The sequence below is a fragment of the Stenotrophomonas sp. YJH_SMC_119 genome, assembly GCF_059368315.1.
Genome location: NZ_JCAFRP010000008.1, coordinates 95,258 through 115,476 on the forward strand (window position 1 = coordinate 95,258; position 20,219 = coordinate 115,476).

Below are 20,219 nucleotides of genomic sequence, written 5' to 3' on the forward strand. Positions count from 1 at the left end.
TCACCAGGAAACGGCAAGGCTGGCGGAGAAGGTGCGGCCCGGGCTGCTGAAACGATCGCTCAGTGCGCGATCGGTGATCAGGCTCGGGGTGATCGACGACCATTCGATGTAGCGCTTGTCGGCCAGGTTGAACACGCCGACATTGAAGGTGGCACCCGGCGCGAAGTTCCAGTGCGCCATCAGGTCCAGCACGCCGTAGCCGGCCGGCTGGTAGACGAACGGCGCCGGTGCGTTCGGATTGGTCTGCGCCGCAGGCGGCGGCAGGCGCTTCTTGCGCTGCACGAAGGTACCGGCCAGTTCGACGCCCCAGGTATCGGTGTCGTACATCAGGCCCAGCGTGCCACGCAGCGGATCGACCGAGGCCAGCGGTTCGTCATCGGTCCGGTTGTCACCACGCGACCATGCCAACGCACTGCGCAGCGCCCAGCCCTTCAGCGCCGGGCTGAGTTCGCCGAATTCGATGCCGGCCTTCATTTCCGCGCCATAGATGCGCGCGTCGGCGATGTTCTGCGACTGGAACACGGTCAGACCCTGTGCGTTGCGACCGGTATCGACGTTGGACTGGATGAAATCCTTGTAGTCGTTGTAGTAGCCGCTGACGCTGACGTACGCCGCCGGCGCAATGAAGCGCAGGCCCAGTTCGTAGCCGTCGCTGGTTTCCGGCTTCAGATCCGGATTGGCGATGGCGGTATAGCGGAAGGCGACGTTGGTCAGGCCGATGTTGACGTCGTTGTACGGCGGCGAACGGAAGCCACGTGCATAGCCGGCGAACAGCGACCATTCGTCGGTGAAGCGCCAGACCATGCCCAGCTTCGGCGACACGCTGGTCTTCTTCAGCTGCGCCACGGCCGTGGTCGGGTTGTCTTCGGCGAAGATGCCGTCCACTTCCGGCTTCAGCTCGTAGCGGTCCACGCGCACGCCCGGCACCAGCGACAGCCTGCCATCGGCAAAGCGCATCTCATCCTGTGCATACAGGCCCAGCTCGGTGGTCTTGCTGATCGGGAAGTCACGCACCGGGAAGGTGTCCGGCAGCACCGTGTTGCTGACCACGCCAGCCTTGCTGACCTGATAGCCGTCGCGCTTCTGGCGGATCTCGGTACGGGTGCCTTCGAAACCGTAGGTCAATGCGTGCTCGACGCTGCCGGTGGTGAACGCCTTGTTGAACTGCGCCTGCAGGCCATAGGCATGCTGGTCGAAGGAGAACACGCGGTGGCGGCGGGTGCCGTCGGTGCGGGTCTCGTCGGTCTGCTGCCGGGTTTCGCTGTTCTGCGCGTACACCTGCCAATGCAGGCTGTCGGCGAACGGCTGGTCCAGCGCATCCATCTCGTGGGCGAAGGACACGCGGTTGCGCTTCTGGGTGTCGTGGGACTTCATGCCAGTGGCCGCAGCCATCGCGCCGGGGCGCGGTGCAACGCTGGCGATCGCCGACAGCACATTGGTATCGGTGGTGTCTTCGTTGCCTTCCACGGTCAGGCGGAAGCGCTGGTCCTCGCTGGGTGCATAGACCAGTTTGCTGAGCAGGCTGCGGCCGTCGCGATCCTGCGGATTGGACGCGGTGCGGGTGTCGTTGTCGCTGCGCACCGTCCCCTTGTTGTCCGTTTCCTGGCCCTGGTGGTGGTTGACGTTGACCAGGCCGCTCCAGTGGTCGCCACCAAAGGCGGCCGTGGCACCGCCGAGCAGGCCCTTCCACTCACCGTCGTAGCCGAACTTCAGGCCGAAGTAGCTGTTCTTGCCGCCCTTGAGGTAGTCGGCCGGGTCCTTGGTCACGAACGCGACCACGCCACCGAGTGCATCGGAGCCGTACAGCGAGCTGGCCGGGCCACGCACGATCTCGACGCGCTTGAGCGTATCGAGGTCGGTGAAGTTGCGGTTGGAACTGGCGAACGAACCGATGTCGAACCGGGTCGGCATGACGATGCCGTCGGTCTGGATGCGCACGCGGTTGCCGTCCAGGCCACGGATGCGGAAACCATCCAGGCCGAAGCGGGTCGCGCTGCGGGTGACCGACAGGCCCGGCTCGTAGCGCACCAGATCCTTGATGTCCTGCACCAGGTGCCGGTCCATCTGCTCACGGTCGATGACATCCACCGTTGCCGCCACGTCGCTCACCGCCCGCTCGGTGCGGGTGGCAGTGACCTGCACCCGATCGAATTCGCGCGCATCGGGGGCAGCAGTGGCAGCAGCGTGGGCGGACAGCGGCAGCGCCATCCAGACAGCAAGGCAAAGGGCGGTATGGCGGGTCATCTGGGTTCGTTCGGTCAGGCAGGGGAACCCCCGGTCACCGGCACACCCGGAAGGTGCACGCGGTAGACCGAGGGGGAGAGAGCGGGAGCGGACGGGTCGCCCACCCTGTCGGCGCTGCCGGCAGGAGGGAGGGAGGCGGGCGACCAGACCGCGATTACTTGGTCAGGATCAGCTTGTCGTTGCTGGTGTGCCGCAGGCGATAGAAGCGGTCGCCGTGCTGGATCAGGATTTCACGACGGCCCTTGAGCAGGGCTTCGCTGTCGATGACCTCTTCCGGCGGAACGACGCGGACCGGTCGATCGCGGAGGGTCAGCGTTTCGGGGCGCAGCAGTACAGGTTGAGCATTCATGAGCATCTGGACTCGTGCGAGGGACGAGTTAAATGATAATGATTCTCAGTTGACAATCAACAACCATTCTCAATTTCATTGATGGGATTAATGATCGAGTTCCGTAATTCGATAGATCGCATCAATTAAATGGCGACGCAGGTGTGTAGAGTCGACTGTTGGTCGACTGCTGTTGCTCGAAGCAGTCGGTTATTCGAAGCAGTCGACTGACAGGCGACTCTACCGTTCCCGTTCCCGTCCCGTTCCCGTCCCGTTCCCGTCCCGTTCCCGTCCCGTTCCCTCGGCCGAACCGGCCCGAGCCAGGCCCCCGAGGCCCGGTCGGCCCCGGGGTTCAGGCGAAGACGGCTTCCACCTGCGCCCAGCCGCTCGCGTCGACCTGCTCCAGCACGTCCAGTGCCTGCAGGTTCTGCAGCAGCTGGCTGACCCGGCTGGCGCCGAGGATCACGCTGGAAACGTTCGGGTTGCGCAGGCACCAGGCGATGGCCAGCGTGGCCGGGGCGTGGCCCAGCGCGCGTGCCACCTCGCTGAAGCGCCGCACCTGGCCCAGGCGGGCCCCGGCGTCGGCCCCCAGCACCAGGTCCTGCAACCACTCCATGCCTTCCCGCCCCAGCCGTGCATCGGCCGGAATGCCCTGGTCGTACTTGCCGGTGAGCAGGCCCGACGCCAGCGGCGAGAAGATGGTGGTACCCAGGCCGGCACCGGCATACAGCGGCGCGTACTCGACCTCGACCCGCTCGCGGTGCAGCAGGTTGTACTGCGGCTGCTCCATCGACGGGCCCTGCAGGTTGCGCGCCTCGGCGATGTCCAGCGCCTGCTGGATCTGCACCGCCGACCACTCCGAGGTGCCCCAGTAGAGGATCTTGCCCTGCCGCACCAGGGTGTCCATCGCATGCACGGTCTCGGCGATCGGCGCGTCCGGATCCGGGCGGTGGCAGTAGTAAAGGTCCAGGTAGTCCACCCGCAGGCGCTTGAGTGCAGCGTGGCAGGCGTCGGTCACGTGCTTGCGCGACAGCCCGCGCTGGGTCGGCCGCGGGTCCTTGGCGCTGCCGAAAAACACCTTGCTGGACACGCAGAAACCGTCGCGCGGCAGGCGCAGGTCGGCGATCACGTCACCCATGACCTGTTCGGCACGGCCGTTGGCATAGCCCTCGGCGTTGTCGAAGAAGTTGACACCATGATCCCAGGCGGCGGCCACCAGGTTGCGGGCCTCATCACGCGGGATCTGGTCACCGAAGGTCACCCAGGCGCCGAAGGACAAGGCGGAAATCGGCAGGCCGGTGGAGCCCAGGCGACGGTATTGCATGCGAATCTCCTGCTGCGGGCCCGCATCCGGGCCGGGATCGACCCCCATTCTACCTGCCGCCGCCAGCCGCAAGCCCTTGCCGTTGCTGGCCTGATCGGTACCGTTGGCCGCGCGCACGCTGCTTTTTCTTGCCCCGGCCCCTGCCCTGCACTAGGCTTCCCGTTTTTCGCGACGCCCCAGGGGAGTCACTCACATGGTCGAAGGTTTGGGCAGGATCGGCTTCGGCCTGTTCGGGTTGGCGGTGCTGATCGGCATCACCTGGTTGTTTTCCAATAACAAGCGCGCGGTTGACTGGAAGCTGGTTGCCACCGGTATCACCCTGCAGATCGCCTTCGCGGCGCTGGTGATCCTGGTGCCGGGCGGGCGCGACGTGTTCGACGCGCTGGGCCACGGCTTCGTCAAGGTGCTGAGCTTCGTCAACGAGGGTTCCGGTTTCATCTTCGGCTCGTTGATGGACACCAAGAATTACGGCTTCATCTTCGCCTTCCAGGTGCTGCCGACCATCATCTTCTTCTCGGCGCTGATGGGGGTGATGTACCACCTGAACATCATGCAGGCGATCGTGCGCGTGATGGCGTGGGCGATCACCAAGGTCATGCGTGTGTCCGGTGCGGAAACCACCAGCGTCTGCGCCAGCGTCTTCATCGGCCAGACCGAGGCGCCGCTGACCGTGCGCCCGTACATCGCCAGGATGACCCAGTCCGAGCTGCTGACCATGATGATCGGCGGCATGGCACACATCGCCGGCGGCGTGCTGGCGGCCTACGTGGGCATGCTTGGCGGCGGCGACCCAGCGCAGCAGGCCTTCTACGCCAAGCATCTGCTGGCGGCCAGCATCATGGCCGCGCCGGCCACCTTGGTCGTGGCCAAGCTGCTGATCCCGGAAACCGGCACCCCGCTCACCCGCGGCACGGTGAAGATGGAAGTCGAAAAGACCTCCAGCAACATCATCGACGCGGCTGCGGCCGGCGCCGGCGACGGCCTGAAGCTGGCGCTGAACATCGGCGCGATGCTGCTGGCCTTCATCGCCCTGATCGCGCTGCTGAACGCCCCGCTGACCTGGATCGGTGAAGTGACCGGCCTGGCTGCGCAGATCGGCAAGCCGACCAACCTGTCGACCATCTTCGGCTACCTGCTGGCCCCGATCGCCTGGGTGATCGGTACGCCGTGGGCCGATGCCACCACCGTCGGTTCGCTGATCGGCCAGAAGGTCGTGATCAACGAGTTCGTGGCCTACACCGAGCTGTCGCAGATCGTGAACGGCCAGGTGGCTGGCGTCAGCCTGTCCAGCGAAGGTCGCCTGATCGCGACCTACGCGCTGTGCGGCTTCGCCAACTTCAGCTCGATCGCGATCCAGATCGGCGGCATCGGTGGCCTGGCCCCGGAACGTCGCCACGACCTGGCCAAGTTCGGCCTGCGCGCGGTGCTGGGCGGTACCATTGCCACCTTCATGACGGCGACCATCGCCGGCGTGCTGACGCACTTCAGTTGAACCCTTGGTTGAGAAAAGATTCCCTATGAGCAGCAGTGTCGTTGTCGTCGGTTCCTTCAATGTCGATCACGTGTGGCGGTGCGAGTCGCTGCCGGCACCGGGCGCGACCATTGCCGGCCGCTACAGCACCGGCCCCGGTGGCAAGGGCTTCAACCAGGCCGTGGCGGCCTGCCGCGCCGGTGCCGAGACGCACTTCGTGTGCGCGCTGGGCGACGACGCCGGTGGCGCCACCGCGCGCGAACTGGCGGCGCAGGATGGTTTCGGCCTCATCGCCGAAGCCAGCAGCGAACCGACCGGCACCGCCGGCATCTACGTCGATGCCCGTGGCCGCAACACCATCGTGATCGGCCCGGGTGCCAACGCTGCGCTGAGCACCGACTTCCTGCAACAGCAGCAGGCCCTGTTGACCGGCGCCAGGGTGGTGCTGGTGCAGCTGGAATCGCCGGTGCAGACCATCGAAGCGGCACTGGCCACGGCCCGCGAGGCCGGCGTCACCACCGTGCTCAACACCGCACCGGCCGATGCCCCCTCGACCATCGGCCTGCTCAAGCTGGCCGATGTGATCACCCCGAACGAGACCGAGTTCGCTGCCCTGCTCGGCCGCCATGTCGGTGAGCGGGTGGATGCCAACGACGTCGCCGCGCTGGATGGCGCCAGCCTGCACGCGCTGTGCCGCAAGCTGGTCGGCAACGGTACCGTGGTGGTCACCCTGGGTTCGGTGGGCGTGTTCGTGTCGCATGCCGACGAGAACCTGCGCGGCGATACCCAGCCGTACTACCGCGTGGGTGCCGAACAGGTGCAGGCGATCGACACCACCGGTGCCGGTGACGCCTTCAACGGTGCGCTGGCCGCGTCGCTGGCGCAGGTGGCCGACGCCCCGTTCGCCCGCCACGTGCGCTTCGCCAACCAGTTCGCCGGTCGTTCGACCGAGAAGGAAGGTGCTGCAGCGGCGATGCCGCGCTTCACCCCGGCCGACGCCGAAGCAAAGTAGATCCACGCCATGCGTGGATGAAGAAGCCCGGGTGTGCAGACACCCGGGCTTTTTTTGTTTGCCTTTCAATGAGGCAGATCCACGCCATGCGTGGATGAGCGAGACCGGGCAAGCTGCCGCAGCAGCAGGCCCGCGACGATTGCCAGCAGCGCCACGGCAGCGGCCACCACGCCCAGCGAGGCAAGCCCGAAGCGTTCGATGGCCCCACCTCCCAGCAGCGCGCCGAGGCCGATTCCGGCGTTGGCCGCGGACACATTCAAGGTTCCCGCCAGCGCCTGCGCCTGCGGCGCCGCACGCATCACCCGCACCTGGCACAGCGGGAACAATGCGGTATGCGCCACACCCCACAGGGCCAGTGCGATCAGCACGAACGTGCCGTGGCCGGCCAGCCCGACACTGGCCAGCACGCCCAGCGCCAGCACCGCGCAGAACACCAGGGTCGCGCCCAGCGGCGCACGATCGACCCAGCGCCCACCCAGTGCATTGCCGATCAACCCGACAGCTCCGAAGCCCATCAGCCACCAGCCCACCTGTGCCGCCGGTACCTGCATCAGCCGCTCCAGCACATCGGCCAGGTAGGTATAGGCAGCAAACATCGCGGTGAACACCAGCACCGACAGCAGCACATCGCCCAGCAACTGCGGCTGGCGCAGTACTCGTGCCTGTTCGCCCAGCGCGCGCCGCGGTCCGGCCACGGTGTCCGGCATCCACAACGCCAGCGCGCCGGCCATCAACAGCGACAGGGCCGCCAACAGCCAGAAGCTGCCGCGCCAATCGAGGGCGTCGGCAGCCAACGTACCCAGCGGGATACCGAACAGCATTGCGGCGGTGATACCCAGGTAGACCCGCGCGACCGCACGACCGCCCTGCCCTGCAGGGGCCAGCTGCGCAGCAGTCTCACTGGCGGTGCCCCAGAACACCGGCAGGGCCAGTGCCGGCAGCACCCGCGCCAGCGCCAGCAGCCACGGCTGCGTGGCCATCGCGGCCAGCGCGTTGGAACCCGCGAACAACAGCAGGATGGCCACGAACAGGCGGCGCCGGCCGACGTGTGACAGCAGCGCGGTCAACGGTGGCCCGGCCAGCATCACGGTGAACGCGAACAAGGTAACCAGCTGCCCGGCGCGGGCGATGCCCAGGCCAAGGTCGCGCGCCAGCGCCGGCAACAGGCCGACGATCAGGAACTCGGAGGTGACGATGACGAAGGCGGACACCGCCAGCAGGACAACCGAAAGGCGTGCGCGGGCGTTTGCGTGGACAGCGGCCGCAGCGGAATCGAGGGAGGACATGGGCGGGCATCAGAACAGGGGCCGCCAGCCTATTTCCTCCCCGGGTTCCGATTACTGCTATGTTTTCCATCGATTCCGGACAGAAATTCCCCATGCTTCCCACCGAGCGCCTGCGCGGCATCGAGGCCTTCGTCGCCACCGCCGATGCCGGCAGCTTCACTGCCGCCGCCGAACGCCTGCACCTGACCAGTTCGGCGGTGGGCAAGACCATCGCGCGGCTGGAGGCACGCCTGGGCGCGCGGTTGTTCGAGCGCAGCACGCGCCGCCTTCGCCTGACTGAGGCCGGTGAGGGCTTCTACCGCACCTGCGTGCGGGTGCTGGGCGAGCTGGCCGATGCCGAGTCGGTGCTGGTCTCGCACGCAGACGCGCCCGTGGGCCGCCTGCGGGTGGATGCGCCGGCCACCTTCGGGCGCCTCAAAGTCTGGCCGTTGCTGCTGCAGCTGGCCGCCGAGTTTCCACAGTTGCATCCGCAGGTGACCTTCAGCGACCGCTTCAGCGACCTCGCCGAGGACGGCGTCGACCTCGCCGTACGCATCGGCGGTCCCGAGCCGCTGCCCGCCACGCTGGGCAGCCGCCTGCTCGGTTACGAATGCCTGCGCTTCTGCGCCTCCCCGGCCTATCTGCTTCGGCATGGCCAGCCCCGCTCGGCCGCCGAGCTGGCCGGGCATGACGGTGTGCTGTTCGGACGCGCGGACGGCAGCATCGGGCCGTGGCAGGTGGCCGATGGCAGGCAGCGCAGTACACCGCTGCAGGCCCGCGCGCGCCTGGTGGTTGGCAGCGCCGAGGCCCAGGTGGCGGCGGTCGAGGCCGGCTTCGGCATCGCGCAGCTGGCCACCTGGCTGGTCGATGACGCGCTGGCGCGCGGCAGCCTGGTCTCGATCCTGCCATCGCTGGACTGCCGCGGCCTGCCACTGCGCCTGCTGTGGCCGCAGGGCCGGCAACGGCTGCCACGCGTGGACGTGGCCTTGGACCGTCTCGGCGCCGGGTTGCAGATCGATCCGCCGCGCTGAGCGAAGCGCCATCGGCGGCGGTCGCATCGAACAGCTGCGACTGCCGGTCGCATTGCCCGCATCCCGCCCCTCACCCACCATCCGCGCAGCGTTTCAGCGTGGGCAGGACATGGACGGATTCCCCTGGTTGCTGGTTGCCGCCGCCGGTAGTGCCATCGCAGCCTTGCTGCATATCGGCTGCATTGCCTTCGGCGCCGCGTGGTACAGGTACTTCGGTGCTGGCCAGCGCATGGTCCGGCTGGCACAGGCCGGGCATTGGTGGCCGCCGCTGATGACCGCCGGCATCACTGCCGTGCTGGTGGCCTGGACGCTGTACGCACTGGCAGCCGCGGGCTGGCATTCGCCGCTGCCGGCCAGCCGTCTGGTCTTGTCGGGCATCGCCCTGCTGTTGCTGATGCGCGCGGCGATGGGCTTCGGGCTGGCCCTGCTCCGGCCCGGCTACAACGGCCGGCGTTTCTGGGTGGTCAGTTCAGTGGTCTGCCTCAGCCTGGGGCTGGCCTTCGCGCTGGGTACCGGCCAGGCCTGGCAGAGCCTGAGGTAGCCGCCCACCATCGCCCGCCCGTGGGGGCGGCGGAAGCAACCGTCAAGCATCTGCTGATGCCGGTACGGCATGAGGTCGGTGCCGATCGGCCTGAACCGGACCGCGCCCGACGCGGCCGTACCGCCGCGCGCGCCCTACAATGGGCGCATGCAGATCGGCCCGTACACCATTGCCCCCAACGTCGTGCTGGCGCCCATGGCCGGCGTCACCGACAAGCCCTTCCGCCTGCTGTGCAAACGGCTGGGCGCGGGTCTGGCCGCCTCGGAAATGACCATCAGTGATCCGCGCTTCTGGAACACGCGCAAGTCGATCCACCGCATGGACCATGACGGCGAACCGGCCCCGATCAGCGTGCAGATCGCCGGCACCGAGCCGCAGCAGCTGGCCGAGGCCGCGCGCTACAACGTCGACCACGGCGCGCAGATCATCGACATCAACATGGGGTGCCCGGCCAAGAAGGTGTGCAACGCCTGGGCCGGTTCGGCACTGATGCGCGACGAGCAACTGGTGGCGCGCATCCTCGAGGCCGTGGTCAACGCGGTGGACGTGCCGGTCACGCTGAAGATCCGTACCGGTTGGGACTGCGATCATCGCAATGGCCCGCTGATCGCACGCATCGCCGAGGACAGCGGTATCGCGGCACTGGCGGTGCACGGCCGTACCCGCGACCAGCACTACACCGGCCAGGCGGAGTACGCCACGATCGGCGAGATCAAGGCCGCGCTGCGCATTCCGGTGATCGCCAACGGCGATATCGATTCGCCGCAGAAGGCCGCCTACGTCCTGAAGGAAACCGGCGTGGATGCGGTGATGATCGGTCGCTCGGCGCAGGGCCGGCCGTGGATCTTCCGCGAAGTGGCGCACTACCTGGCCACCGGCGAGGAACTGCCACCGCCATCACTGGCGGAAGTGCGCGACATCCTGCTTAGCCACCTGCACGCGCTGCATGCGTTCTATGGCGAGCCGCAGGGCGTGCGCATCGCGCGCAAGCACCTGGGCTGGTATGCCAAGGACCGGCCGGAGAATGCCGCTTTCCGCGCGGTGGTCAACCGTGCCGAGGATCCGGCCAGCCAGATCGCATTGACCACCGAATACTTCGACCGCCTGATCGCCGGGGAACCGGCGCTGCCTTCGGCGGCCTGAGCCGCCAGCCCCGCGTTTGCGAACAGTCGAGCCAGCTCGACGCTACAAGAGCCCACCATGACCCCGCCGATTTCCTCCCCGACCTATCTGCACGGGTTTTCCGGCACCGAGCAGCAGCGCCTGATGACCCAGGCCCGGCTGCTGGAGTCAAGCATCTTCGGCCAGATCGACTACAGCGGCGCTCGGCGCCTGCTGGAAGTCGGTAGCGGCGTCGGCGCACAGACCGAGATCCTGCTGCGCCGCTTCCCCGAGCTGCACGTGACCGGCGTGGACCTGAGCGAAACGCAGCTGGCCACCGCGCGCGAGAACCTGGCGCGCACGCCGTGGTGCAGCGACCGCTATACCCTGCAGCAGGCCGATGCCGGTGAGCTGCCGTTCGAGGCACGCAGCTTCGACGCGGCGTTCCTGTGCTGGGTGCTGGAGCACGTGCCGTCACCCGCACGTGTGCTGAGCGAAGTGCGCCGGGTGCTGGCACCGGGTTCGCCGGTGTACATCACCGAAGTGATGAATGCCTCGTTCCTGCTCGATCCGTATTCGCCGCACATCTGGCGCTACTGGATGGCCTTCAACGATTTCCAGTACGACCACGGGGGCGACCCATTCGTCGGCGCCAAGCTGGGCAACCTGCTGCTGGCCGGCGGCTTCCGCGACGTGCACACCGAGATCAAGACCATCCACCTGGACAACCGCGAGCCGGCGCGTCGCAAGACGATGATCGCGTTCTGGGAACAGCTGCTGCTGTCGGCCGCCGACCAGCTGCTGCAGGCCGGCTCGGTGGACGAGGAAACCGTGGAGGGCATGCGCCGCGAGTTCCGCCTGGTGCAGAACGACCCGAACGCGGTGTTCTTCTACTCGTTCGTGCAGGGCCGCGCGACGGTGTATTGAGGCCCATCCTCGCCACAGGATGGCCTGCGGCTCCGGCGGCAACCCGCTAGAATCCCGCAGTCCCGGCCTCGGAACGGCGCGTGCCGGGATCCCCCTCTATTGCCCTCAGGCAGCGGTGTGCGGGTACGTCGCGCATGGATGGACCTTACCTGCGAGCGCATGATGAGTGACAGCGGACGAACGCCTTTCTCCACCCATGAAGTGAACCTGCCGGGCGGGCTCCCGCCCGGCCAGACGCGCCTGCTCGCCGGGATCATCGCGCTGTTGTGCATTCTCTACGTCGCATTCGCGCTGACGCCATCCTCCTACTCGCTGGCCTACGAGTATCTCGGCCTGGCGCCACAGAACCCGGTGCTTGGCAGCGCCCGCATGATCCGCAGCGATGAGTGGATCGTGTTCACGCCCTACATCCAGATCGCGGTCAACAACGATTTCGGCCAGTTCAACGCACACTCGCCGTACCACGAGTCACTGCGCACCTTCCAGGCGCTGCCGCTGCTCGACTGGGGCCTGCTGTTCAAGCCCTACCACTGGGCGTTCTTCGTGTTGCCAGCAGCGAACGCCTATTCGTTCTTCTTCATGTTCATGGCCATGGCCTTCCTGAGCGGATGGGCCCTGTTCCTGCGCCAATTGCGGATGCCGGTACCAGCCGCAGTGCTGGTTTCGGCCACGCTGTTCTTCGCGCCATTCGTGCAGGTCTGGTGGACCAGCAATGCCGGTGCCTTCGCTCTGGCACCCTGGGCCGCCGCAGCCTGGCTGTGCATCGGCAATCGCTGGGTTCGCATCCTGGCCAGTGCGTACGCCCTCGCTGTCTGGGTGATCGCAGTGTCCTATCCGCCCTTCATCATTTCCTCGCTGCTGGCCATGGCGGTGCTGGTCCTGGCCTTCCGTCGCGATGCCCTCACGCTTCCACGACTGATCGATGCCGGCATCGCAGGCGCGCTCGCATTGGCCGTGTTCATCGGTTACTTCCACGACATCATCCCGATCGTTCGCAACACGGTTTATCCGGGCCAGCGCCAGAGCGCCGGAGGTGGGGTCGGGCTGACGTCCCTGTTCGCGCACGTCTTCCCGAACCTGATGACCTACCGGTTTGCACCGCTGCCAATGTTCAAAGGCTCCAACGAGTGCGAGATCGCCGTACTCGGCAGCCTGTTGCCGCTGTTCACTCTGGTCCTTGCTGATGGCGCACGACTGCGCGAATGGGTGCGGGGCCACCGCGGCAGCGTGCTGGCCCTCGCCGCTGGCGTACTGCTGATCGCCTGCTGGATCTTCCTGCCCGTGCCCGTTCTGGTCGGCAAGTTGACCGGACTCTCGATGGTGCCACCCGCACGCGCGCTGCTGGCGTTCGGCCTGCTGCTCAACATCGGCTGCGCGATGATCCTGGTGCGGTGCGGCGTACGCCTGGAGCGCAGGCGTCTGCTGCTGCTGGCTGCGCTGCTGATGGCTGGCAGCGTGGCCAAGTTCCTGTTCGGCGAAGGCCAGTTCAGCCGCCTGCACAGCGCCGCCGATGCCATTCCCTACCTCTGCTTGGCGGGGCTGGCCGTTGCCGCCCTCCGCCCAAAGCTCTCGGCGCATGCGGCCACCTTGGTCCTGGCCACCGCCGCTTTGGCCAATCTGCTGGGCAACGGCCTGTTCAATCCCGTGCAGCCGGCCGGCCCGATCTTCGCAATGGACCGCACTGCCGTCCTGCACTCCCTGCAGGCCCGCGGCTCAGCCACCACGACCGAAGGCGCGCTGGTGGCTCCCGGTGGGTTCGGGGCCCTCCTGCCGGGTGTTGGTATTCCCGCCGTGAACCATGTGCTGTACCTGCCACAGATGGAGTACTTCCGCCGGTACTTCCCATTGATGTCCGACGAGGCGTTCAATTTCACCTTCAACCGCTACCACCACATCACCGTAGCGCCTGAGGGCGACGCACCGCAGGTGCTGCAGGGGGATCTGGTGGAACTGCCGGCAAAGGCCCTGCTGGCCCACCCCGCCCCATGAGTCCGATGACCACCAGTACGCCCTCCGCATCCACGCCGGCTCGGATCGCCGTGATCATCCCCTGCTACAAAGTGACCCGCCACGTGCTGTCCGTCCTCGCGGCGATCGATGATGCGGTAACGGCGATCTACTGCGTGGATGATGCGTGCCCCGACGGCAGCGGCCGCCTGATCCAGGCCGAAGCCAACGACCCGCGTATCGCCGTGCTGTTCCATCAGCACAACCTGGGCGTCGGCGGCGCGATCAAGACCGGGTACCGCGCGGCCATCGCAGATGGCATGGACATTCTGGTGAAGGTCGATGGCGATGGGCAGATGGACCCGGCGCTGCTGATGGACTTCGTCGCGCCGATCGCCGACGGCCATGCCGACTACACCAAGGGCAACCGATTCTGGAACCTGACCCACATCCGCCGCATGCCCCCGGTGCGGCGCCTGGGCAACCTGCTGCTGTCCTTCATGACCAAGGCCTCATCCGGATACTGGCAGGTGTTCGATCCGACCAACGGCTACACCGCCATCCATGCCAAGGTCGCCAGCCACCTGAAGCTCGAGGCGGTCAGCGACCGCTATTTCTTCGAGACCGACATGCTGTTCCGACTGAACACCGTGCGCGCGGTCGTGCAGGATGTGGCAATGGACGCCCACTACGGCGACGAAACCAGCAACCTGCGCATCGGTCGCATCCTGGGAGAGTTCAGCTTCAAGCACCTGCGCAACACGCTCAAGCGCATTGCCTACAACTATTTCCTGCGCGACCTCAGCATCGCGTCACTGGAGCTGATCGCCGGCAGCAGCCTGCTCGCCTTCGGGGGGCTGTTCGGGCTGTACCACTGGGTGCGGTCGGCCCAGGCCGATGTCGCCACGCCGGTGGGTACCATCATGATCGCCATGGTCGCGCTGATCTCCGGGCTGCAGTTCCTGCTGGCGTTCGTTGGCTTTGACATTGCCAACGTCCCACGCCAGGTGCTGAACCGTTCTATCAAGCTCAACCGCCAACCGCAGTAGAGCCACGCCATGCGTGGCTGCCACTGCCGATGTCCCGCCATCCACGCATGGCGTGGATCTACGGGTGCGCCGCACCAGTCGCGGAGGCTGCCGGCTCGTGCCAGATCCGCTGCCACATCGCCGCCAGCCGGCGCCCGGCATCCGCGCGCGCGGCCGGGCTGCTGTAATCCGTCCGCACCTGCTCGGGCGTGATCGGTCGCCACTGCCCGTCGACCTGCTCGGCCACGGCGAAGTTGAAGGTGTAGTCCGGCTCCAGCCCCATGCGAAGGTCGCTCAGGACCAGCCGCCCGTCCACCACCTGTGCACGCATGAAGCCCCGGTTGAACCACGTCAGCTGCTGCACTGCCGGGATGCTCCCTGCTTCGCGCAACGCCTGCACATTGGACGCATGGCCTTCGAACTGCATCGGTCCATGGTCGGCCACCAGCGAGCGGTCGCCCACCACGTAGCCGTTCGGCGTCATCGCCACCACGCGCCACAGCAGGGTGTTGAACGGCATCGGCACCGAGAAGCGCGGTGCATCGCCCAGACCCATCGCCGCCAGGCTCTGCTGGGCAGCACGGTCGACCTGGGCCTTTGCGATCAGGCCCCAGCCCAGGTAGGCGCTGCTGAGCAGCAACGCCACGCCCAGCACCTTGCCAGCCCAGGGGCGGGCGCGGCCAAACCAGGCCAGCACGCAACCCAGCAGCAGCCACACCGTGTAGCCAAGATCGATGATGAAGACGCTGGAACCCATGGTCGGGTGTGGGCGCAGCGGCCACCACAACTGGGTGCCGTAGACGGTGAACGCATCCAGCACGGGATGGGTGACCAGCGCCAGCTGGATTGCCCAGAACCAGCGCACCGGTGACTGCGCGACGCGGCCGTTGCCGAAGCGCTTGAACAACCACCAGATCAGTGCCGCCACCCAGGGCAGCACCAGCAGCGAATGGCTGAAGCTGCGGTGCTCGATCATGTTCGCCACCGGGTCGGCGGCGGTGAAGCCCAACCACAGGGCATCGAGGTCCGGCAGGGTGCCGAGCGCGGCACCGGCCAGCAGGGCCGCGCGGCGATGGCCGGGCGGAGCGATGGCAGCAGCGACGGCGCCGCCGAGCACGATCTGGGTCAGGGAATCCATGGACCGATGCTAGCGGCTTGCGGGCGCGCCGTCTCACTCCCGGACACCGCGTCTGTAGAGTCGACTGCTGGTCGACTGCTCTCCCATCAGGCCGCGGAAACCACGCGCTACGCGCGACAGTCGACTCTACGGAACGGGTTACGCCGCCTGCGACAGCCGCGCGCCCGGCAGTTCCACCAGGGTCTGGCCATTGTGATCGAGCAGGCGCAGCGCGCCATCGTGGTCTTCGGCCAGTGCGGTCAGGCTCTCCACCCAGTCGCCGTCGTTGGCGTAGACCAGGCCATCGCGTTCGACCAGCGCCGCGCGGTGGATATGGCCACAGACGATGCCATCCAGACCACGCCGGCGCACGTCGTCCAGCCCGGCCTGCACGAAACGCTCGATGTAGCGTTCGGCGGCACCACTGCGCTTCTTCAGGAATTCCGACAGCGACCAGTAGCGCATGCCCAGCCGGCGCCGCACCGCGTTCAGCGCCTGGTTGCCGGTCAGGATGCGGTAGTACAGCCAGTCGCCGAACTTTTCCTGAAGGCCGCCGAAGTGGGTCACGCCGTCGTACTCGTCGCCGTGCGCGACCAGCAGGCGACGGCCATCGGCGGTCACATGGATGGCGCGGCGGCGCACCTGCATCGCTGGCAGCATCAGCCCGCACACCTGGCGCAGCGAGGCATCGTGGTTGCCGGGAATGTAGATGATCTCGGTCCCGGCACGGCGCAGCGCGTGCAGGGCCTGGATGACCTCGCTGTGCGACTGCCGCCAGTTGGCACGGCGATGGGCCATCCACCACAGGTCGATGATGTCGCCGACCAGGTACAGACGCTCACAGCGCAGCTGCGAGAGAAAGCGTGCCAGTTCGGTGGCATGGCAATGACGTGAACCCAGGTGGACGTCAGAGACGAACACTGCGCGCCGGTGCGGCGACAGGTTCGCCAGCACGCTCATGCCGGCGTCCCCGCATCGCGCAGGTAGCGTTTGCGCTTGTTCGGCCGGATCGCGCACAGGTCCACTTCGATCAGGCCGTCGATCGAATCGCTGAAGTCCGGGTCCACACCGAAGGCGAGGAAGCGCGCGCCACCGGGTTCGCACAGATCGGTGTACTGGCGATACAGCGTCGGCACGCCGGTGCCGAGTGCGGCCAGGTTGGCCTTGAGCACGTCGAACGCGGCGCCTGCATCCAGCTCACCGAAACTCGGCGGTGCGGCGAAGTACTGGAACGGCCGGTTCGATTCGGCCAGGCCAGCGGTACCGCCGTAATAGCGCTGGTAGTACGCCACCAGCTGCTCGCGCGCATCGCGTGGCAGCGCCGCGCTGATCGACACGGCGCCGAACAGGTAGCGGATGCCCGGCCGGCATTGCAGGTAGGCACCGATGCCCTGCCACAGGTAGTCCAGGCTGCGGCTGCCCCAGTAGTCGGGCACGACGAAGCTGCGGCCCAGTTCCAGGCCTTCGGCGATGTGGGTGATGGCATCGTCGGAATAGCGGAACAGCGACGCGCTGTAGAGCCCGGACAGTCCGTGCCGGGCCAGCGCGTGGGCACCACGCATGATCCGGTACGCGCCGGCGATGCGCTGCGCGGCCGCGTCCCAGATCACGATGTGCTCGTACCGCGAGTCAAAGTCGTCCAGGTCGCGGCTGCGCCCGGTGCCCTCGCCCACCTGGCGGAAGGTCAGTTCGCGCAGGCGGCCCAGCTCCAGCAGCAGCGGCGAATCGGCAGTACAAGTGGCCAGCAGAATCTGCTTGCCGTCGGCGGTCTGGCCCAGCTGGGTGGCTGCGGCAATCCCAGCGGCGACCTGCGAGGGTGGCACCGGGGCCGCCAGCGGCTCGGGGCCTGCGAAGGCAGCGGCATTGCCGGCCGCGCCATTGCGGCCCAGCGCATACAGCGCGCGGCGTACGGCCAGCAGCTGTGCGCCTGGGTCACCGCCCTTGCCCAGCTGCATCGGCTCACCGATGCTCAGCCGCAGCGGGCGGCCACGACGGGTGAACATCTCGCGCGCCAGCAGCGCGGTGCCGGCCGGCTTGAACAGGGTCGAGGCGCCGTAGAACAGCGCCGAGTTGCGCGCTTCCACCCGTACCGGCAGCACCGGCGCGCCGGCGGCACGGGCAAAGCGGACGAAACCGCGCTGCCAGCGACCATCGCGGATGCCTCGCAGCGAGAGGCGCGAGACCTCGCCGGCCGGGAACACGATCACGCACTGCTCGGCGGCCAGCGCCTCCTCCACAGCGTGCAGGCTGCCACGCTGGGCCTTGCCACCGAGGATGCGCACCGGCAACAGCAGGTCCTGCAGTGGCGCGATCGCCCCCAGCAGGTCGTTGGCCACGATCCGCACATCGCGGCGGATGCGGCCGACCGCGTCCAGCAGGGCCAGCGCGTCCAGTGCGCCGGACGGGTGGTTGGCGACGATCAGCAAGCGACCGGTGGCCGGGATCTTCGCCAACGCGGCCGGATCCACCTGGTACTGGCCATCGATGAACTCCAGCCCGGCGGCGACGAAGCCGAATCCGCGCAATCCTGCACTGCGCTGCAGGAATGCTTCGATCTGGTCCAACCGCGACCAGCGCCCGACGCTGCGAAGCAATGGCCGCGCCAGTTGGCCACGACGGCCATGGAACCAATCGGGAAAGCGTTGCTGGAGACGCTGTTCAAGTTCCTGCATGGCGGATCCACTCATGCCCGGCGGCCGTATTGGCCGACAGCCTGCGCCCGGCAGGCGGCAGCCAGATGGCGGTTTCGGGGCAGAACGATGACGGTCGTCCCCGGCCGGAGGGGCCGCAACCGCCCCCCTCGCCACCCGGCCCGCCGTCACACTGGTGGAACACTGGGCCTCGAGGCCGGGGCCCAATCCCGTCAGGACGGCCCTTGCCGGGCCTACGCGGGCTTAACCACCGGCAACCGGTACAGGTTCACAATGCACAGGCGGCGCACCCCGTGTATCATGCGCGCCCATCTTTCCATCCGAATCAAGGGATATTACGCCTGATGTCCAGCTATCTCTTCACCTCCGAGTCGGTCTCCGAAGGCCATCCGGACAAGGTTGCCGACCAGATCTCCGATGCGGTGCTGGACGCGATCCTGACCCAGGACCAGCGCGCCCGCGTGGCCTGCGAGACCATGGTCAAGACCGGCGTTGCCATCGTGGCCGGTGAAATCACCACCAGCGCCTGGATCGACCTGGAAGCCCTGACCCGCAAGGTCATCACGGACATCGGCTATGACAGCTCCGACGTCGGCTTCGACGGCGCCACCTGCGGCGTGCTGAACCTGATCGGCAAGCAGTCGCCGCACATCGCCCAGGGCGTGGATCGCAAGAAGCCGGAAGAAATGGGCGCTGGCGACCAGGGCCTGATGTTCGGCTATGCCACCAACGAGACCGACAGCTACATGCCGGCCGCGATCCACCTGTCGCACCGCCTGGTCGAGCAGCAGGCCAAGATCCGCAAGAAGAAGAACTCGCCGCTGTCGTGGCTGCGTCCGGACGCCAAGAGCCAGGTCACCCTGCGCTATGAAAACGGCGTGGTCTCGGCCATCGACGCCGTGGTGCTGTCGACCCAGCATGCCCCGGGCATCAAGCAGAAGGACCTCATCGAGGCCGTCCGCGAAGAGATCATCAAGCCGGTGCTGCCGGCCAAGTGGCTGCACAAGGGCACCAAGTTCCACATCAACCCGACCGGCAAGTTCGAGATCGGCGGCCCGGTGGGCGACTGCGGCCTGACCGGCCGCAAGATCATCGTCGACACCTACGGCGGCTGGGCCCGTCACGGTGGTGGCGCCTTCTCCGGCAAGGATCCGTCCAAGGTCGATCGTTCGGCGGCCTACGCGGCCCGCTACGTCGCCAAGAACGTGGTTGCCGCCGGCCTGGCCGACCGTTGCGAAGTGCAGGTCTCCTACGCCATCGGCGTGGCTGAGCCGACCTCGATCTCGGTCACCACCTTCGGCACCGGCAAGATCAGCGACGACAAGATCGAGAAGCTGATCCGCAAGCACTTCGACCTGCGCCCGTACGGCATCATCAAGATGCTGGACCTGATCCACCCGATGTACCAGCAGACCGCGGCCTATGGCCACTTCGGCCGCAAGCCGAAGGAGTTCAGCTACCTCAACGGCGAAGGCGAGACCGTCAACGCCACGGCCTTCTCCTGGGAGAAGACCGACCGCGCCGCCGCCCTGCGCGCCGATGCGAAGCTGAAGTAAAGCCGGCGGGTAGAGCCGACCGGTAGAGCCGACTGTTAGTCGGCTGACCTTGAAGAAGGGCCGCGCAAGCGGCCCTTCTGCTTTCTGGTAGAGCCGGCCGCTGGCCGGCTTTTTCATGGCCTCCGGAAACAATCGCGCGGTTGCCGATACAATCCGCCGCATGTCGACCGAACTGAAAACCCACCAGCTGTCCATGACCGTGCTGATGTCGCCGGAAATGGCCAATTTCTCCGGCAAGGTCCACGGTGGTGCGATCCTGCGCCTGCTCGACCAGGTCGCCTACGCCTGCGCCAGCCGTTACGCCGGCAGCTACGTAGTCACCCTGTCGGTGGACCAGGTGATGTTCCGCCAGCCCATCGCGGTGGGCGAACTGGTCACCTTCCTGGCCTCGGTGAACTACACCGGCACCTCGTCGATGGAGATCGGCATCAAGGTGGTGGCCGAGGACATCCTCAAGCGCAGCGTGCGCCACGCCAACAGCTGCTTCTTCACGATGGTGGCGGTGGACGAGGAAGGCCGGCCGACGCCGGTGCCGCCCCTGCAGCCGGCCACATCCGACGAGAAGCGCCGCCAGGCCGCCGCACAGATCCGCCGCCAGCTGCGTCAGGAAATGGAACAGCGCCATCTGGAACTGCTGGCGTCGAACCCGCCGTCGCCGGAGGAATGAGGTAGTGCC

At 67.2% G+C, this 20,219-nt stretch carries 17 protein-coding genes; 10 read left to right on the forward strand and 7 right to left on the reverse strand.

Annotation, left to right across the window (positions count from 1 at the left end):
- The 3 genes from AC5P6S_RS13760 to AC5P6S_RS13770 form a co-directional block, all read right to left on the reverse strand.
- Positions 1-2,244 (reverse strand): TonB-dependent hemoglobin/transferrin/lactoferrin family receptor, encoded by a 2,244-nt coding sequence (locus AC5P6S_RS13760; protein ID WP_495204639.1) that lies wholly within the window; start codon positions 2,242-2,244, stop codon positions 1-3.
- Between the two features lie 154 nt (positions 2,245-2,398).
- Positions 2,399-2,593 (reverse strand): hemin uptake protein HemP, encoded by a 195-nt coding sequence (hemP, locus tag AC5P6S_RS13765; protein ID WP_005412278.1) that lies wholly within the window; start codon positions 2,591-2,593, stop codon positions 2,399-2,401.
- 331 nt (positions 2,594-2,924) lie between these two features.
- On the reverse strand, positions 2,925-3,896 hold the full coding sequence (locus tag AC5P6S_RS13770; RefSeq protein ID WP_044571190.1) for an aldo/keto reductase: 972 nt from the start codon (positions 3,894-3,896) through the stop codon (positions 2,925-2,927).
- A gap of 193 nt (positions 3,897-4,089) precedes the next feature.
- Here AC5P6S_RS13770 and AC5P6S_RS13775 point away from each other — a divergent pair, with 193 nt between their 5' ends.
- The gene (locus AC5P6S_RS13775) at positions 4,090-5,388 is read left to right on the forward strand and encodes a NupC/NupG family nucleoside CNT transporter (RefSeq protein WP_005408115.1); all 1,299 of its coding nucleotides are present in this window, start codon (positions 4,090-4,092) and stop codon (positions 5,386-5,388) included.
- Positions 5,389-5,413: 25 nt separating this feature from the next.
- Positions 5,414-6,379: a ribokinase gene (locus AC5P6S_RS13780; RefSeq protein WP_005408114.1), complete on the forward strand. Its 966-nt coding sequence runs from the start codon at positions 5,414-5,416 to the stop codon at positions 6,377-6,379.
- A gap of 65 nt (positions 6,380-6,444) precedes the next feature.
- On the opposite strand, the gene AC5P6S_RS13785 is transcribed toward AC5P6S_RS13780, so the two are convergent.
- Positions 6,445-7,665 carry an MFS transporter gene (locus AC5P6S_RS13785; protein WP_012479178.1) on the reverse strand — a complete coding sequence of 407 codons (1,221 nt, stop codon included), beginning with the start codon at positions 7,663-7,665 and terminating at the stop codon, positions 6,445-6,447.
- 92 nt (positions 7,666-7,757) lie between these two features.
- On the opposite strand from AC5P6S_RS13785, the gene AC5P6S_RS13790 reads away from it, so the two are divergent.
- From AC5P6S_RS13790 to AC5P6S_RS13815, 6 genes are all read left to right on the forward strand, one after another.
- On the forward strand, positions 7,758-8,675 hold the full coding sequence (locus tag AC5P6S_RS13790; RefSeq protein ID WP_005408112.1) for a LysR family transcriptional regulator: 918 nt from the start codon (positions 7,758-7,760) through the stop codon (positions 8,673-8,675).
- 109 nt (positions 8,676-8,784) lie between these two features.
- The gene (locus AC5P6S_RS13795) at positions 8,785-9,216 is read left to right on the forward strand and encodes a hypothetical protein (RefSeq protein ID WP_012479177.1); all 432 of its coding nucleotides are present in this window, start codon (positions 8,785-8,787) and stop codon (positions 9,214-9,216) included.
- A 147-nt stretch (positions 9,217-9,363) separates the two neighbouring features.
- Positions 9,364-10,359, forward strand: coding sequence for a tRNA dihydrouridine synthase DusB (dusB, locus tag AC5P6S_RS13800; protein WP_235643747.1), 996 nt, complete (start codon positions 9,364-9,366; stop codon positions 10,357-10,359).
- A 57-nt stretch (positions 10,360-10,416) separates the two neighbouring features.
- Positions 10,417-11,244 (forward strand): class I SAM-dependent methyltransferase, encoded by an 828-nt coding sequence (locus tag AC5P6S_RS13805; RefSeq protein ID WP_005408109.1) that lies wholly within the window; start codon positions 10,417-10,419, stop codon positions 11,242-11,244.
- Between the two features lie 162 nt (positions 11,245-11,406).
- Positions 11,407-13,233 carry a DUF7657 domain-containing protein gene (locus AC5P6S_RS13810; protein ID WP_235643738.1) on the forward strand — a complete coding sequence of 609 codons (1,827 nt, stop codon included), beginning with the start codon at positions 11,407-11,409 and terminating at the stop codon, positions 13,231-13,233.
- Positions 13,230-14,240: a glycosyltransferase family 2 protein gene (locus tag AC5P6S_RS13815; protein ID WP_049397445.1), complete on the forward strand. Its 1,011-nt coding sequence runs from the start codon at positions 13,230-13,232 to the stop codon at positions 14,238-14,240. Before AC5P6S_RS13810 ends, AC5P6S_RS13815 begins: the two co-directional genes overlap by 4 nt.
- A 58-nt stretch (positions 14,241-14,298) precedes the next feature.
- On the opposite strand, the gene AC5P6S_RS13820 is transcribed toward AC5P6S_RS13815, so the two are convergent.
- The 3 genes from AC5P6S_RS13820 to olsF form a co-directional block, all read right to left on the reverse strand.
- Positions 14,299-15,357, reverse strand: coding sequence for a metal-dependent hydrolase (locus AC5P6S_RS13820; protein WP_012479173.1), 1,059 nt, complete (start codon positions 15,355-15,357; stop codon positions 14,299-14,301).
- 138 nt (positions 15,358-15,495) lie between these two features.
- On the reverse strand, positions 15,496-16,296 hold the full coding sequence (locus AC5P6S_RS13825) for a UDP-2,3-diacylglucosamine diphosphatase (protein ID WP_049397444.1): 801 nt from the start codon (positions 16,294-16,296) through the stop codon (positions 15,496-15,498).
- Positions 16,293-18,008: a bifunctional ornithine lipid synthase OlsF gene (olsF, locus tag AC5P6S_RS13830; protein WP_012479171.1), complete on the reverse strand. Its 1,716-nt coding sequence runs from the start codon at positions 18,006-18,008 to the stop codon at positions 16,293-16,295. The genes AC5P6S_RS13825 and olsF overlap by 4 nt, the downstream gene beginning before the upstream one ends.
- A 323-nt stretch (positions 18,009-18,331) precedes the next feature.
- Between olsF and metK the strand changes: the two genes are divergently transcribed.
- Together metK and AC5P6S_RS13840 are read left to right on the forward strand one after the other, a co-directional pair.
- Positions 18,332-19,543, forward strand: a complete 1,212-nt coding sequence (gene metK / locus AC5P6S_RS13835) for a methionine adenosyltransferase (protein ID WP_005408103.1) — start codon at positions 18,332-18,334, stop codon at positions 19,541-19,543.
- 160 nt (positions 19,544-19,703) lie between these two features.
- A complete protein-coding gene (locus AC5P6S_RS13840; RefSeq protein ID WP_005415314.1) occupies positions 19,704-20,210 on the forward strand; it encodes an acyl-CoA thioesterase in 507 nt (168 codons plus the stop codon).
- Positions 20,211-20,219: the final 9 nt, after the last annotated feature.